The sequence below is a fragment of the Buchnera aphidicola (Periphyllus koelreuteriae) genome, assembly GCF_039360445.1.
In the GTDB taxonomy this organism is placed as follows: Bacteria; Pseudomonadota; Gammaproteobacteria; order Enterobacterales; family Enterobacteriaceae; genus Buchnera_J; species Buchnera_J aphidicola_BM.
Map to the genome: position 1 here is coordinate 260,185 of NZ_CP134981.1, position 14,749 is coordinate 274,933.

Genomic DNA, 14,749 nt, shown 5'->3' on the forward strand with positions numbered 1-14,749 from the left:
AATTTTTTAAAAGCCAATGTTAACAAAAAAAAAACTATTAATTTTATTATAAAATATTATTTTATAAAAAATTTTATAAAAATTTAAAATTTTTAAAAATATTTTTTTATTATTAAATATAATATAATTAAATATAAATTTTTTCCTATTTTATGGAGAATTTAATGGGATTTACTTTAAACCCGTCAGCTTGGACTGGTTTATTAGCATTAATAATTATTGAAATAGTATTAGGGATGGATAATATAATTTTTTTAACTATATTAGTTAAAAAATTACATCCTAAACAAAGAAAAAAAGCTAAAAATATTGGTCTAATTTTATCTCTTTTTATTAGAATATCTTTTCTTTCATTAATATCATGGTCTACATCTCTTACTAATCCTTTTTATTCTAATCAATATATTACTCTCTCTGTCAGAGAAGTTATTTTTCTTACAGGAGGAATTTTTTTATCTTTTGTTTCATTATTAGAATTAAATGATAAATTATGTAATAGACATGTTAAAGAAAATAAAAAAAAAAATTATTCAAATTTTTGGTTAACAATTTGTCAAATAGTTATAATGGATTCAATTTTTTCTTTAGATTCAATAATTACAGCAATTGGAATAGCAAATAATATAATTGTTATGACTTTAGCAATTATAATATCTATGTGTTTTATGTTATACGTTTTAAAATCAATAAAAAAATTTATTCATAAATATAAAGCAATAGTTGTTTTATGTTTAGGTTTTTTATTAATGATTGGAATGAGTTTAATATTAGAAGTATTAGGTTTTTATATTCCTAAAACATATTTATATACAGCTATTGGATTTTCAATATTTATAGAAGTATTTAATCAACTTTCAAAATATAATTTTTTATTATATCAATATACTAGACCAATTCGAACAAGAGTTTTAGAAAAATTTTTACAAATTATTAAAATAGAAAAACAAAAAACTAAACATATTAAAAACGAAAAAAAAAATAAAAAATATTTTTCAAAAGAATATAGTAATTTTAAAAAAGAAGAAAAATATATGATTTATAGCCTTTTAAATTTAGCTATTAGATCAATTAAAAGTATGATGACTCCAAGAATAGAAATTTCATGGATTAATATTAATAAACCTATTAATGAAATAAAAAAAAAACTTTTAGATACTCCTCATAGTTTATTTCCTATTTGTAAAGGAGAATTAGATAAAATTATTGGAGTAGTAAGAGCAAAAGAATTGTTATTTATTATAGAAAATAATAAAAATATTTTAAATTTTGTATCTAAAAACAAACCAATTATTATTTTAGAAACATTAAATCCTATAAATTTATTAAAAATATTAAAAAAATCAAAAGGAAATATTATTATTGTAATAAATAAATTTAATATAGTTCAAGGTTTAATTACTCCTTTAGATTTTTTAAAAGCTATTGCTGGAGATTTTCCAGATGCAGATGAAACTCCAGATATTATTAAAGAAAAAAATAGTTGGTTAGTAAAAGGAAGTACAGATTTACATTCATTAAAACAATTTTTAAACATAAAAAATTTTTTTAAAGTTCAAACAACTCATGCTTCTATAGCAGGTCTTTTAATTGAAACAAAAGGAGAAATTCCTTCTAAAGGAGATATTATTAAAATTTCTTCATTAAATTTTAAAATTATTAAAGTTACAAATTATACAATTAATTTAATTCGAATTACAAAAAAAAATAAAAAAAAAAAGAAAAATAAAACAAAGAGAATAAAATAAATATTCAAAAATAAACCTATAATTTATTCATAAATTTTATATGAATAAATTATAAAAAATATTTTCTCATAATTAAAAATTAATATATGAAATTACTTACTTTTTATAATTCTAAAAAAATTTGTTCAGTTGCTATAAAATATAATAATAAAATAGATTATATTTATGAATTTTCAGAAAAAAATAATCATTCAATAATTTTATTAATGATTAATAAAATTTTATTAAAAAATTTTATATCTTTAAAAGATATTAATTATATTGCTTTTTCTAAAGGACCAGGATCTTTTACAGGAATTAGAATTGCTATTATAATTGCTCGAGGACTATCTATTGGATTAAATATTCCATTAATTGGTATATCTACATTAAAAATTTTCGCAGAAAAAGGTAAACATATAACTAAAAAAAATAAATTTTTAATTATAACAAAAGCTAATAAAACAAATATTTATTTTGGAAAATATATTTATAAAAAAAATAATATTTTTTTAATAAATAAAGAAAAATTTATATCAATTCAATTAGCTTTGTGTAAAATAAAAAAATTAAAAAATTGGATTATTATAAAAAATTTTAATTCTATAAAATTTAACTCTATAAAAAATATAAAAATATTAAATATAAAAAATATTAATGCGTTAGATATTATTCCTATAGCATTACGATATATTAAATTTAAAAGATATAAAAAAAAAATAATTGTTCCAAATTATTTACAAAATAAAATAATTTAAAAAAAAATAATATTTTTTAAAGAAATTAAAAAATTAATCTGAAAGTTTAACATTCAATTCTAATATAGATATATCATTATTTTTTTGACAATATTGAATTTTAATAGATTTTTTATCAATTTTAATATACTTACAAATAACTTTTAATATTTCTTTTTTTATTTTTGGAATATAATTTGGAAAAACATTATTTTTTCTTTGTTCAGCAACAATAATTTGTAATCTTTTTTTAGCAATAAAAGCAGTTTTTTTATTTCTAAATAAAAAAAAATTTAATAATTTCATTCTTTTATCTCCCAAATAAACGTTGGAAAAAATTTTTTTTCTTTTTTATAAATTTAAATGGAATATTTTGTCCTAATAATCTTTTTACAACATCTTGATAAGAAACCCCTGCAATAGATTGAGTATTTAATATAATTGGAATACCTTTATTTGATGCTTTTAAAATATTTTCATCTTCTGGAATAATTCCTATTAAAGGAATTCTTAAAATATCTAAAACATCTTTAGAACTTAACATATCTCCTGAATCAACTTTTTCTAGAGAATATCTAGTTAATAATAAACTTTCTTTGACTGGTTTTTTTTTTTCTTTTGAACGTTTAGATTTAGATGAAATTATCCCTAATATTCTATCTGAATCTCGTACAGATGAAATTTCAGGATTAGTTGTAATAATAGCTTCATCAGCAAAATATAATGCTAATACAGCTCCTCTTTCTATTCCTGCTGGAGAATCACAAATAATAAAATCAAATTTCATTTTTTTTAATTCTTTAAAAACAAAATCTACTCCTTGATAAGTTAAAGATTCTTTATCTCTTGTTTGAGATGCTGGAAGAATAAATAGATTTTTTGTATATTTATCTTTAATTAAGGTTTGATTAATAGTTGATTCTCCTTGAATTACATTAATAAAATCATATACTACTCGACGTTCACAACCCATTATTAAATCTAAATTTCTTAACCCTACATCAAAATCAATAACAACTGTTTTTTTTCCATATTGAGCTAAACCAGTAGAAATAGATGCACTTGATGTAGTTTTTCCAACTCCTCCTTTTCCAGATGTAATAACAATAATACGTGTCATATTTAATATTTCCTTTAATATAAATATTGATATAAATTATAATTTTTTTATTTGAACTACACCATTTTTTAAATATATTTGAGCAGATTTATTTAATATATTTTTTGGTATAGAATCCATAAGACAATATTCTCCAGAAATTGATAATAATTCAGAAAATAACTTTGTACTAAAAATTTTTCTAGTATTATCTCCATTAGCTCCTGCTAAAGCTCTTCCACTTAATTTTCCATAAACATGAATATTTCCATCTGCAATAATTTCTGCTCCTTCATTTACATTATTTGTAATAATTAAATCTGATTTTTTTGCATAAATTGTTTGACCAGAATGAATAGTATTTTTATAAAAAATACTTTTATAAAATTTTTTTTTAAATTTTATTTTTTTTTCTTTAATTAAACTTTTTGTATTTGAAAACACAGGAAAACCTGAATCTATAATTTTTTTTTTTAAACTTAAATTAAAACATTCACTTATTCCTAAAATAATAAAATTATTTTTCAGAATTATTTTTTTTAATTTATTCCAATTTAACTCTCTTTTAAAAAAAGATAAATTTATAATAATTGGTGCATTATTAAAAAAACTAGGAGATTCATTAATTTTTTTTTTTAATGCATAATTTATTAATTCTAATTTATCACTTTTTAAATATAGAACTAAAGTTGTAAAAATATTTCCTTGAAATTTAATTGGCATATGTATTTTTTTTAAATTTATATTTTTTTTTAAAATTTTTTATATAATAATATTTTATATTTTAATAAATATGATAATTTTTTATAAAATATTTTTTATTTTAAATAATATTCATAAAAAAAAATAATATTTATAGTGATTTAAATAAAATAAAATATAAAAAAATAAATTTTTTTATAAGGAGAAAATTTTTTTGAAATTAAGTAATTCAAGTAAATTAATTTTAAATATTAAACATATTTTTTATAATAAAAAAGTTTTATTTTCAGGAAATATACAAGATTCATTACCTGAAATTTTAAAAACACAAAACAGCGGAGTTCATATTCAAAAATATCATTTTTTAAAATATTTAAAAAATATTAATAAAAAAAAATTATTCATTAATTTTTTAATTAAAAAAAAAATAATAAAAAATTATAATACAATTATTTATTTTTTTTCAAAAAATAAAAAAGAATCATATTTTCAATTAAAAAATATTACATCCATTATTAAAAAAAAATCAAAAATTTTTCTTGTTGGAGAAAATAAAAGTGGAATTAATAGTTTTATTAATTTGTTTAATAAAAAATTTAATTTTAAAAAATTAAATTATGGAAAAAAATGTGTCATTTATTATACAATAATTAAACAAAATAATATTTTTATTTTAGAAAATTTTTATAAAATACATTATTTTAATAATATTAAAATTCAATTTTTACCAGGAGTATTTGGATATAAAAAACTTGATGAAGGAAGTAAATTTTTAATATCAACATTCTCTAAAAATACAATATTTAATAAAAAAATTCTTGATTTATGTTCTGGATCTGGTTTTTTATCAATTTTATTATTAAAATTTAATAAAACAAATAAAATTACTTTATCTGATAGTTGTTTAAAATCCATTCAATGTTGTAAAAAGAATTTCAAAATAAATAAATTAAAAGGAAAATTTAAAATCAGTGATTTATATTTAAATATCAATAAAAAATTTGATTTAATTATTTCTAATCCCCCTCTTCATGACAATTTAAAAAAAACATTTTTTTTATTAAAAAGAATTATTAATGAATCTATTTTTTATTTAAAAAAAAAAGGAGAATTAAGAATAGTAATTAATAAATTTTTTTCAAATTCTAAAAATTTAAAATATATTTTTAAAAAATTTAATATTTTAAAAAAAAATAAAAATTTTATAATTTATCAAAAATTTAAAACATAAAATTATTAATAAAATTTATTTTATTACCCGAAGCGGGACTCGAACCCACAAAGTTATAAATAACCGAGGGATTTTAAGTCCCTTGTGTCTACCAATTTCACCATTCGGGCTTATTTTTTATAAATTTTATAAGGCGCACCTCGGAATCGAACCGAGTTATACGGATTTGCAATCCGCTGCATAATGCCAATCTGCCAATGCACCAAAAATATAATTTTTAAAAATTTAAAATTTATATAACTTATATATATAATAAATAACATTATAATGTCAATACATCTTTTAAAAAATTTTTTTTATAGATATTTTAAATTATATTTTATATAAGTATTTATTTAAAAATTCAAATATATATATAAAATAAAAATAAAAAAAAATATAAAAAAAAAAAAAAAAAAAATAAACTTTACATTAATATAATTAATATATTATTATATATTCAATTTATTTTTTTAAAAATTTAATCAAATAAAAATATTTTTAAAAAAATATTTTTTTATAAAATTTGGAGGGATGGCCGAGTGGTTTAAGGCAGCGGTCTTGAAAACCGCCGATGAGAAATTATCCGAGAGTTCGAATCCCTCTCCCTCCAAAAAATTTATTAAATTTTTTATTTAAAAAAATATTATATTTTTTTAAATTTTATCTTTATAATAAATTTTATTTCATTCCTAGAAAAAAAATAAATTAATTAAAAATTAAAACAATAATTAATATTTAAATATTTAAAACTGAAATGTTTTTAATAAAATATTAGGTATAATATTTTTAAAATTCCATGTAAAATTAAAATTTATAGAATGAATATCATTATATTGAAAAGAATCACTTGTAAAATTATATATCTTTTTTTTGTATTCAACTCTAGAAGATAAATGATTATTTATTTTATATTCTATACCTGCACTCCATATAGGAAATAAATTATTTCTAATAAAATATCTTGGATTTGTTTGATAATTAATATCTAAAATATTATATAAATTGTAAGATAATCCAGCACTTCCATATAAATCTATTTTTTGAGTTACTGGAATTGTCAATTTTGTTGCAAATTCTATATTTGGTTGAGGATAAACAGTATATTTCTTAAAGGTAAAATGAGAAGCATCATAACTTCTTTTTTTAATAGGTTTAATATGTGTATTTTTGTTAGAAATAGGATGTTTAGGTTTTTTTACTTGTTCTACAGGATATAATCTATCAACTAATGGATTTTTTCTTCTTTCTTTTTCTTTATTTAATTTACTTTCTTTAGATTCTTGTTCATCTACATTTTTAAAATACAATGTGTTTGAATTATGATTTTTTTCATCATCATTTATAGAATTTAATTTTATAGGAAAACTTACAAAAGGATTATTATAACTTAATTCAAATGAAAAATATTTATTTTTTCTATAACCCATAAATAATCCAAATGAAGATTGTTTCCAAGAATTTTTATATGAATCACTTACGTTTAATAAATCAATCCAAGTAGCATTATTTGGTTGTACAAGAATACTACTAGATCCAATATAAAATGGATTAAAAGGAATTTCATTTTCTGCTTGAGCTGTTGAAATACTACTACCCAATAAAAGAGAAAGAAAAATTAATTTATGTTTCATATTTATACTCTCCGCATTTTATAAATTATTTCAGATTGATAAATTTATAATATATCATTTTATAATAAAATTTTTAAAAAATTTATAAATAAAATATTTTTTAAATATAAATTTAATTTATTTTTTTTTTTATAAAAATAATAATTTTAAAATATTATAAAATAAATGTTAAAATAATAAAAGAACAAATAAAATTTTATAAAATTTTTTTTTTAAAATTAAAAAAATAAATCAATCATATTAATAATTTTTTTTAAAAAACTCTTAACTATAAATAAAATAATTTATTTTATAAAAAAAATTTTAAATCTATATAAAAAATATCTATTAAATTTTTTTAAAAAAAAGTATAATGTTAATATAAATACTTTAAAACTTATTTTTTAAAAAATGTTTTAAAGTAAATATTTTATAAATTATTATAAAACTTTCAATGGGTTTTAAAAAAATGAATAATTCTATTAAAAACAATTCTATTTTAAATACTATTAACTGTAACAAAAATATATACAATAAAAATTTAAACAAAAAAAATTTAGATAATAATATAAAAAATAATTTTTTAAATATTATCTTAAATAAAATAAAAAATAATAATTATGATTATAGTGTTTTAAAAAATAATTGCACATTAAATTCAAATAATTTTAAAAATATAAAAAAATTATATAATGATGAAAATAGAATAGATACATTTAAAGATGATAATGAAACAACTGATTATTCTTCTTTACTTCATAAAACAGTTATGATTGAAACATCAGAAGTTATTCTAACAAATCCAATTGTAGTTGGAGTAAATATTCCTAGAGATGCAGAAGATCTTCGATTAGTTATTTCAGATGATAATAGAAATATTATTTTTTCAAAAGATTTAGGCCCTGCATGTAAAGGAGAAAATATATATTCTATTGATAGAAACGAAATTGATAAAAAATATTATAGTTTAAACGACATTTTTCCTTCAGTATATAATTTTACAATAGTTGCAAAAAATCAATATGAAATTGTTCCATCTACATGTTTTAGTTCAGCTAAAATTATAGGAGTGATTGAATCTCATAATAATTTATTATTAAATTTAGGTCCTTTAGGATTATGTCCGTTTACTAATATGGTTAAAATATTGAAATAAAAATATAAATTTTTATATATTAAATAATAAAATTTTTTAGAAATGTAAAAAAATTTTTATTTTATATAATAAATAATTTATACAAAAAAATTTAGTTTTTTAATTTATAAAAATAACCTATTTTATTTAAATATATTAAATTTTATAGGTTATTTAATTTAAGGAAATAATTAAAATAAAATATTAAAAATTTTTTATTTTTATATTAATTAATATTAATAATTATTTTTTTTAAAATTTTATTATAATTTTAAAAAAAATAATTTATATATAAAAAATAATTATTATTACTTTAATTTAAATAAGTATTATTTAAATTAATAAAAATTAAATATATAAAATTTTAAAAAACAATTAAATTTAATAAAATTTATTACATTTGTTACAAATTTTTTTAATATCTAAAAAATTATTATAAAGTTTTTGTCTAGATATCTCTAATAATCCAAATTTAGATATTTTTCCAATTTTAATTTTAGAAAATTCATTTCTAGATAATTTTTTAAAATAATTTTCAATTTTTTTTATATTTTTTTTATTAGACATATTAATAAAATCTATAATAATTATTCCTCCTAAATCTCGTATTCTTAATTGTTTAATAATTTCAAATATAGATTCAAAATTTGTATTAAAAGCTGTTTCTTCTAAATTTTTTCCTTTATTTGAATGACATGAATTAATATCAATAACTGTTAATGCTTCTGTATAATCAATTGTAAAACAAGCTCCTGAAGAGAGAAAAACTTTTCTTTTAAATATATTTAAAATTTGAAAATTAATTTTATAAAAATTAAAAATTTTTATATTATTTTTAAAAATTTTTATTTTTTTTAAAATTTTTTTTTCTTTAAAAAAAAATAAAAGTTTTTTTATTTTATTAAAAAATAATTTATTATTAATAATAATTTCATTAATATTATAAATAATGATATTTCTTATGATAAATAAAACAATATTTTTATTATTATTTATTTTAATAGGAAATATTTTTTTTTTTTTTTTTATAATCTTCAAATTTTTTATTTGAAAATCACAATCTAATTGAATATCATTAATAGTTTTTTTTTTTGCAGAAGTTCGTAATATAATTCCCATATTAATTGGAATTTTTAACTTTAAAAGAATTTTTTTTAAATTTTTTCTATATTTCCCAACAATTTTTTTAGAAATTTTTTTTATATCAGGTTTATTAAGAATTAAAATAGAATATAAACCAAAAAATTTAATAAAAGTAGTTACTAAAGAACATTTATTTTGATGTTCTTCTTTTAAAATCTGTATTAATATATTTTTTTTTAAATTTTTATTAAAAATATTTTTAAATGGTAAAAATCCATATTTATTTTCTCCATAATCTATAAAAACAGCATTTAAACTATTTTCTATAGATTTAATTTTTCCAATATAAATATTATTTTTTTTATTTATATCTAAATTTTTTACAAAAAAATTATATAAATCTTTATTATAAACAATTGCAATTTCTATATTTTTTTTTACAACATTAATTAACATTCTTCTCATAAAAATAAACTCTTTTTTTATTATAATAAAATTAATAAATTAAATATTAATATAGATATTTTAATATTCATTTTAAAATTAATTTTTATAAAAATTATATAATTAGGTAATTTCAATGAATTTAAAAAAAACAAAAGTATTTTATGAAATAATTAATAAATTTTCAGAAAAACAAAGAATTGATAATTTTCTTATGAAAAAATTTAAAAAAATTCCAAAAAGTAAATTATATAATATTATAAGAAAAGGTAGAATAAGAATTAATAAAAAAAGAGTAAAAGCAAAATACAAATTAAATATTGGTGATATAATTAGAATTCCTCCATTAAAAATTTATAATATTAAAAATAAAAAAATAAAAATCAATACAATTCAAAAAAAAATATTAAATAATATTTTATATGAAGATAAAATTATTTTAATTCTAAACAAACCATCTGGATTATCTGTTCATGGTGGTAGTGGAATTCATTGTGGAATTATAGAAAGTCTTAGAATACTAAGGCCTTTAGATAAATATTTAGAATTAATACATAGATTAGATCGTTTTACTTCTGGTATATTAATGATTGCAAAAAAAAAGTCATCTTTAATTTATTTTCATAAACAATTTAGAAAAAAAAATATTGAAAAAAAATATATTTCTATTGTCCATGGAAAATGTTTATTTAAAAATAAAGTAATTACTGCTTCATTAAGTAAAAAAAATATATTAAAAAAAAAAAAAATGGTATTTATAGATAAAAATGGTAAAAAATCTCAAACTATTTTAAAAACATTAAAAACAAATAATTTATATTCTTTAATTTCAATAAAACCAAAAACTGGAAGAACACATCAAATTAGAGTTCATTCTTCTATAATAGGTCATCCAATATTGTTTGATAATAGATATGGAAATAATAAATTAGATAAAAAATTTATATATAAAAAAATTAAAAAAAATCTTTTTTTACATTCGAAAAAAATATCTTTTATTCATCCAATATATAAAAAAAAAATGGATATTATTGCTCCATTAAATAAAAATTTTAAAAAAATTATAAAATTATTATTTTAAAAATTTAAAAAAAAATTACTACTTGAATAATTTTATAATTTATATATATAATAGTTATAAAATACTAGTAATATTAAGGAAAAAAAATGGCTGTTCAAAAAAGTAAACCAACACGTTCTAAAAGAGGAATGCGTCGATCACATGATTCATTAAAAAAAAAATTAAATTTAATTTCTATTGATAAAAAAACAAAAGAAACACATATTAGACATCACATGACAAAAAAAGGATATTATAAAGGTAAAAAAATTATTTAAAAAAATATATTAAAAATAAATTTATGATAAAATTTGCTATGATTTTTCCAGGACAAGGAAATCAAGATATAAGAATAATAAAAAAACTATATAATAATTACTCTATAATAAAAAAAACATTTGATAAAGCATCAGAATATTTAAAATATAATATTAAAGAAAAAATTTTTAAAAAAAAAATAAATAATACTGTAACATCACAAATTGAAATTTTAATTATTTCAATTGCATTATTTAATTTATGGAAAGAAATAATAGGAATTAATCCAAAAATTATGACAGGTCATAGTTTAGGTCAATATTCTGTATATGTATGTAGTAAAATATTAAAATTTTCTGATGCAATTAAAATAGTTAAATATAGAGAAAAAATTATGAAAAAAAAACAAGGTTGCATGAATGTAATTATTGGACTAAAAAAAAAAAATATTATAAAAATATGCAAAAATTTTTTATTAAAAAAAAAAATTTCTATTGCTTGTATAAATTCAAAAAAACAAATAATTATTACTGGAAAAAAAAAATATGTTTATCAAGCTTCTTTAAAATTAAAAAAATTTGGAGCAAAATATATTATTGATTTACCAATAAAAACTATTTCTCATTGTTCTTCTATAAAAAAAATAAAAAATTTATTATTAAAAAAATGTCAAAATATTTCTTTTAATAATCCTAAATTTTTAATTTTAGATAGTGTTAAAATAAAATTTATAAATAATTCTATAAAAATAAAAAATTATTTAATAAATCAATTATGTCATACAATTCAATGGAAAAAAACAATTGATTTTATATTATTAAATAACATTAAATATTTTTTAGAAATTAATTCATCTAATATTTTAAATAAATTAAATCAAAATAAAATAAATTATTTTCCTTTAAATATAAAAAATATATTTAATTTAAAATAAAAAAATATGATAATGAATAAAAAATATGTTTTAATTACAGGAGCTAGAAGTGGTATAGGAAAATCTATTTTAAAAAAATTTTTAAAAAAAAAATATATCATAATAGGAACTTCTAGAAGTCAATATGGAGTAAAAAAAATAAAAAATTTAGTAAAAAATAATGGTTTTAGTATAAAATTAAATGTTAATCATCCTAATTCAATCAAATCATTTTTAAATTTTATACAAAAAAAAATAAAAAACATAGATATATTAATTAATAATATTGGATATTTATCAGATAATTTAATTACAAACATATCTAAAAAAAAATGGAATAAAGTAATCAATATTAATTTAAATTCTGTATTTTATATTTCAAAAATAATAATAAAAAAAATGATTAAAAATCGTTATGGAAGAATTATAAATATAGGATCATTAGTTGGGCATATAGGAAATGCTGGTCAAATTAATTATTCTGCTTCAAAATCAGCTTTAATTGGTTTTACTAAATCTTTAGCATTAGAAGTAGCTAGTAGAGGAATTACAGTAAATTTAGTTTCTCCTGGATTTATAAAAACAAATATGTTAAAAAAACTTACTTCTATTCAATTAAAAAAATGTTTAAAAAAAATTCCAATGAGAAAATTTGGAAAACCAAAAGATGTTTCTAATTTAGTAAAATTTTTATCTTTAAAAAAATCATCATATATTACTGGGCAAACATTTCATGTAAATGGAGGAATTTGTTTTTTATAAAACATTTTAAAAATTAAGGAATTTTATGAATATAAAAAAAAAAGTAAAAAAAATAATTCGTAAATGTTTATCTTATAAAAAAAAAATAAAAAATAAACATTTTTTTAAAACAGATTTAAATGCTGATTCTTTAGATATGATTGAAATTATTATGTCAATAGAAGAAAAATTTTCTATTAATATTTCAGATAAAGAATCTTCAAAAATTAATACAATAAAAAATTTAATTAAATTAATTAAAATAAAATTAATTAAAAAACAATAATTTTTTTTTAATTTTTTTATAAAAAATAAAAATTATATATTATGTTAATATAAAATACAAAAAATAAATTTTATAAATAATTTCAATTAAAATATTTTTGTATAAAAATTTCTATGAAAAAAAATAAATTTATAGTTGTAGAGGGAATGGAAGGATCTGGAAAAACTACTGCATGTAAAAAAATAAAAAAAATTCTTTTATCAAAAATGATTAAAAACGTTATCATAGTCAGACAACCAGGAAGTACATTTATTTCTGAAAAAATCCGATCATTAATTAAATCTGATTATAAACATGAAAAATTAAATAAATATTCTGAATTATTATTGTTATATTCTGCTCGTTTTCAATTATTAAAAAATATCATTCAACCACAATTAAAAAAAGGAAACTGGATTATTTCAGATAGACATAATTTATCTTCCATTGCTTATCAAAGAGGAGGTCAAGGAATTCAAAACTCTTTAATAAAAAAATTAATTAAAATTACAAATAAATTTGCTAAACCTGATTTAACAATTTTTTTTGATGTGAATCAAAAAATTGGATTAAAACGAATTTCATTTCGTTCAAAATTAGATAGAATAGAAAAAAAATCATATCTTTTTTTTTCTAAAGTAAGAAAATATTATTTAAAATATATATCATTAGAATCAAAAAAAATAATAATTAATGCAAATTTAAATTTAAAAATAGTGAATAAAGTTCTTAAAAAAAAATTAAATCATTGGTTAAAAAATATTAAATGAAAATATATCCATGGTTAAAAAAAACATATAAAATTATTATTAATCAATTTATAAAAAAAAAATTACATCATGCAATAATGATTCGATCTACAATAAAAATAGGATCATCACAATTAATCTATTTATTATGTAAAAAAATTGTATGTATTGAATCAAATAATTTATTTAGTTGCAATACTTGTCATAATTGTACATTAATAAATTCTAAAAATTATCCAGATCTTTATATTTTAATTCCTGAAATAAATAAAAAAACAATTGGTATTGAAGTAATTAAAAAATGTATAGAAAAAATTCAAAATACTTCAACTCTGGAAAAAAATACAATTATTTGGATTCCTAAAATTCATTTATTAACGGAATCCGCAATAAACTCATTATTAAAAATATTAGAAGATCCTCCAAAAAAAACAATATTTATATTAGATTATTATAATTCTTTTAAATTGAAAAAAACTTTTAAAAGTAGATGTATAATTTATGATATTTTTCCTCCGTCAGAAAAAATTGGAATATCTTGGCTAAAAAAAAAAATAAAAAAAAAGAAAAAAAATTTATTTATATCTTTACGTTTATCAGAAAATTCACCTATTTTAGCAAAAAAAATACTTAAAAATTCAAATTGGAAAGAAAGAAAAAAATTTTTTAAACAAATTAAAAAATCAATAAAAGAAAAAAATTTATTTAAATTAATTAAATTTTTTAAAAAAAATTTATTAAAAAAAATTTATTGGATATATACATTAATATTAGATTCTATTAAATATCATTATTATAAAAATTCTAAATTAATAAACCTTGATCAAAAAAAATTAATAAAAATTTTAAATAAAAAAAATGATCTTAAAAATTTATATCTTATAATTGATATCTGGAAAAAATGTTTTTTTTATTCAAAAAATATACCTAATGTCAATAAAGAATTTATTTTATTAGAACCATTAATAAAATGGGAAAAAATATTTAAATTTTTATAATTAATTTATTTCAAATTT

General features: G+C 16.0%; 16 protein-coding genes and 3 tRNA genes. 12 read left to right on the forward strand and 7 right to left on the reverse strand.

Features of this window, described 5'->3' with window-relative positions; all coding sequences use genetic code 11:
- The first annotated feature begins 164 nt into the window (after positions 1-164).
- Positions 165-1,745 (forward strand): TerC family protein, encoded by a 1,581-nt coding sequence (locus RJT80_RS01150; protein WP_343187602.1) that lies wholly within the window; start codon positions 165-167, stop codon positions 1,743-1,745.
- Between the two features lie 86 nt (positions 1,746-1,831).
- Positions 1,832-2,482, forward strand: a complete 651-nt coding sequence (gene tsaB / locus RJT80_RS01155; protein ID WP_343187603.1) for a tRNA (adenosine(37)-N6)-threonylcarbamoyltransferase complex dimerization subunit type 1 TsaB — start codon at positions 1,832-1,834, stop codon at positions 2,480-2,482.
- A 33-nt stretch (positions 2,483-2,515) separates the two neighbouring features.
- On the opposite strand, the gene minE is transcribed toward tsaB, so the two are convergent.
- From minE to minC, 3 genes are read right to left on the reverse strand one after another with little or no spacing between them, the layout of a single operon-like run.
- A complete protein-coding gene (gene minE / locus RJT80_RS01160) occupies positions 2,516-2,767 on the reverse strand; it encodes a cell division topological specificity factor MinE (protein ID WP_343187604.1) in 252 nt (83 codons plus the stop codon).
- A gap of 4 nt (positions 2,768-2,771) precedes the next feature.
- Positions 2,772-3,581: a septum site-determining protein MinD gene (gene minD, locus RJT80_RS01165; protein ID WP_343187605.1), complete on the reverse strand. Its 810-nt coding sequence runs from the start codon at positions 3,579-3,581 to the stop codon at positions 2,772-2,774.
- Between the two features lie 36 nt (positions 3,582-3,617).
- On the reverse strand, positions 3,618-4,283 hold the full coding sequence (gene minC / locus RJT80_RS01170; protein WP_343187606.1) for a septum site-determining protein MinC: 666 nt from the start codon (positions 4,281-4,283) through the stop codon (positions 3,618-3,620).
- Positions 4,284-4,476: 193 nt separating this feature from the next.
- Here minC and RJT80_RS01175 point away from each other — a divergent pair, with 193 nt between their 5' ends.
- The gene (locus RJT80_RS01175; RefSeq protein ID WP_343187607.1) at positions 4,477-5,493 is read left to right on the forward strand and encodes a methyltransferase; all 1,017 of its coding nucleotides are present in this window, start codon (positions 4,477-4,479) and stop codon (positions 5,491-5,493) included.
- Positions 5,494-5,517: 24 nt separating this feature from the next.
- On the opposite strand, the gene RJT80_RS01180 is transcribed toward RJT80_RS01175, so the two are convergent.
- Together RJT80_RS01180 and RJT80_RS01185 are read right to left on the reverse strand one after the other, a co-directional pair.
- Positions 5,518-5,603 (reverse strand) — tRNA-Leu (locus RJT80_RS01180).
- A 21-nt stretch (positions 5,604-5,624) separates the two neighbouring features.
- Positions 5,625-5,697, reverse strand: a tRNA-Cys gene (locus RJT80_RS01185).
- Positions 5,698-6,000: 303 nt separating this feature from the next.
- Between RJT80_RS01185 and RJT80_RS01190 the strand changes: the two genes are divergently transcribed.
- A tRNA-Ser gene (locus tag RJT80_RS01190) sits at positions 6,001-6,085 on the forward strand.
- Positions 6,086-6,218: 133 nt separating this feature from the next.
- Here RJT80_RS01190 and RJT80_RS01195 read toward each other — a convergent pair.
- Positions 6,219-7,106: an outer membrane beta-barrel protein gene (locus RJT80_RS01195; protein WP_343187608.1), complete on the reverse strand. Its 888-nt coding sequence runs from the start codon at positions 7,104-7,106 to the stop codon at positions 6,219-6,221.
- A gap of 433 nt (positions 7,107-7,539) precedes the next feature.
- Here RJT80_RS01195 and RJT80_RS01200 point away from each other — a divergent pair, with 433 nt between their 5' ends.
- Complete coding sequence (locus RJT80_RS01200; protein WP_343187609.1) at positions 7,540-8,241, forward strand: hypothetical protein; 702 nt, start codon at positions 7,540-7,542, stop codon at positions 8,239-8,241.
- Between the two features lie 360 nt (positions 8,242-8,601).
- Here the strand turns inward: RJT80_RS01200 and RJT80_RS01205 are convergent, their stop codons facing one another.
- A complete protein-coding gene (locus RJT80_RS01205; protein WP_343187610.1) occupies positions 8,602-9,768 on the reverse strand; it encodes a ribonuclease E/G in 1,167 nt (388 codons plus the stop codon).
- Positions 9,769-9,883: 115 nt separating this feature from the next.
- Here RJT80_RS01205 and RJT80_RS01210 point away from each other — a divergent pair, with 115 nt between their 5' ends.
- The 7 genes from RJT80_RS01210 to RJT80_RS01240 all read left to right on the forward strand — a co-directional run bounded on the left by RJT80_RS01210 (position 9,884) and on the right by RJT80_RS01240 (position 14,731).
- Positions 9,884-10,828: an RluA family pseudouridine synthase gene (locus RJT80_RS01210; RefSeq protein WP_343187611.1), complete on the forward strand. Its 945-nt coding sequence runs from the start codon at positions 9,884-9,886 to the stop codon at positions 10,826-10,828.
- Positions 10,829-10,914: 86 nt separating this feature from the next.
- Positions 10,915-11,085, forward strand: coding sequence for a 50S ribosomal protein L32 (gene rpmF, locus RJT80_RS01215; RefSeq protein ID WP_343187612.1), 171 nt, complete (start codon positions 10,915-10,917; stop codon positions 11,083-11,085).
- Between the two features lie 23 nt (positions 11,086-11,108).
- Positions 11,109-11,999 carry an acyltransferase domain-containing protein gene (locus RJT80_RS01220; RefSeq protein ID WP_343187613.1) on the forward strand — a complete coding sequence of 297 codons (891 nt, stop codon included), beginning with the start codon at positions 11,109-11,111 and terminating at the stop codon, positions 11,997-11,999.
- Between the two features lie 6 nt (positions 12,000-12,005).
- The gene (gene fabG / locus RJT80_RS01225) at positions 12,006-12,740 is read left to right on the forward strand and encodes a 3-oxoacyl-ACP reductase FabG (protein ID WP_343187614.1); all 735 of its coding nucleotides are present in this window, start codon (positions 12,006-12,008) and stop codon (positions 12,738-12,740) included.
- Positions 12,741-12,765: 25 nt separating this feature from the next.
- A complete protein-coding gene (gene acpP / locus RJT80_RS01230; RefSeq protein WP_343187615.1) occupies positions 12,766-13,005 on the forward strand; it encodes an acyl carrier protein in 240 nt (79 codons plus the stop codon).
- A gap of 113 nt (positions 13,006-13,118) precedes the next feature.
- Entirely contained in the window at positions 13,119-13,754 is a 636-nt protein-coding gene (tmk, locus tag RJT80_RS01235; protein WP_343187616.1) for a dTMP kinase, read from the forward strand.
- Positions 13,751-14,731, forward strand: a complete 981-nt coding sequence (locus RJT80_RS01240; RefSeq protein WP_343187617.1) for a DNA polymerase III subunit delta' C-terminal domain-containing protein — start codon at positions 13,751-13,753, stop codon at positions 14,729-14,731. The genes tmk and RJT80_RS01240 overlap by 4 nt, the downstream gene beginning before the upstream one ends.
- Positions 14,732-14,749 lie beyond the last annotated feature (18 nt).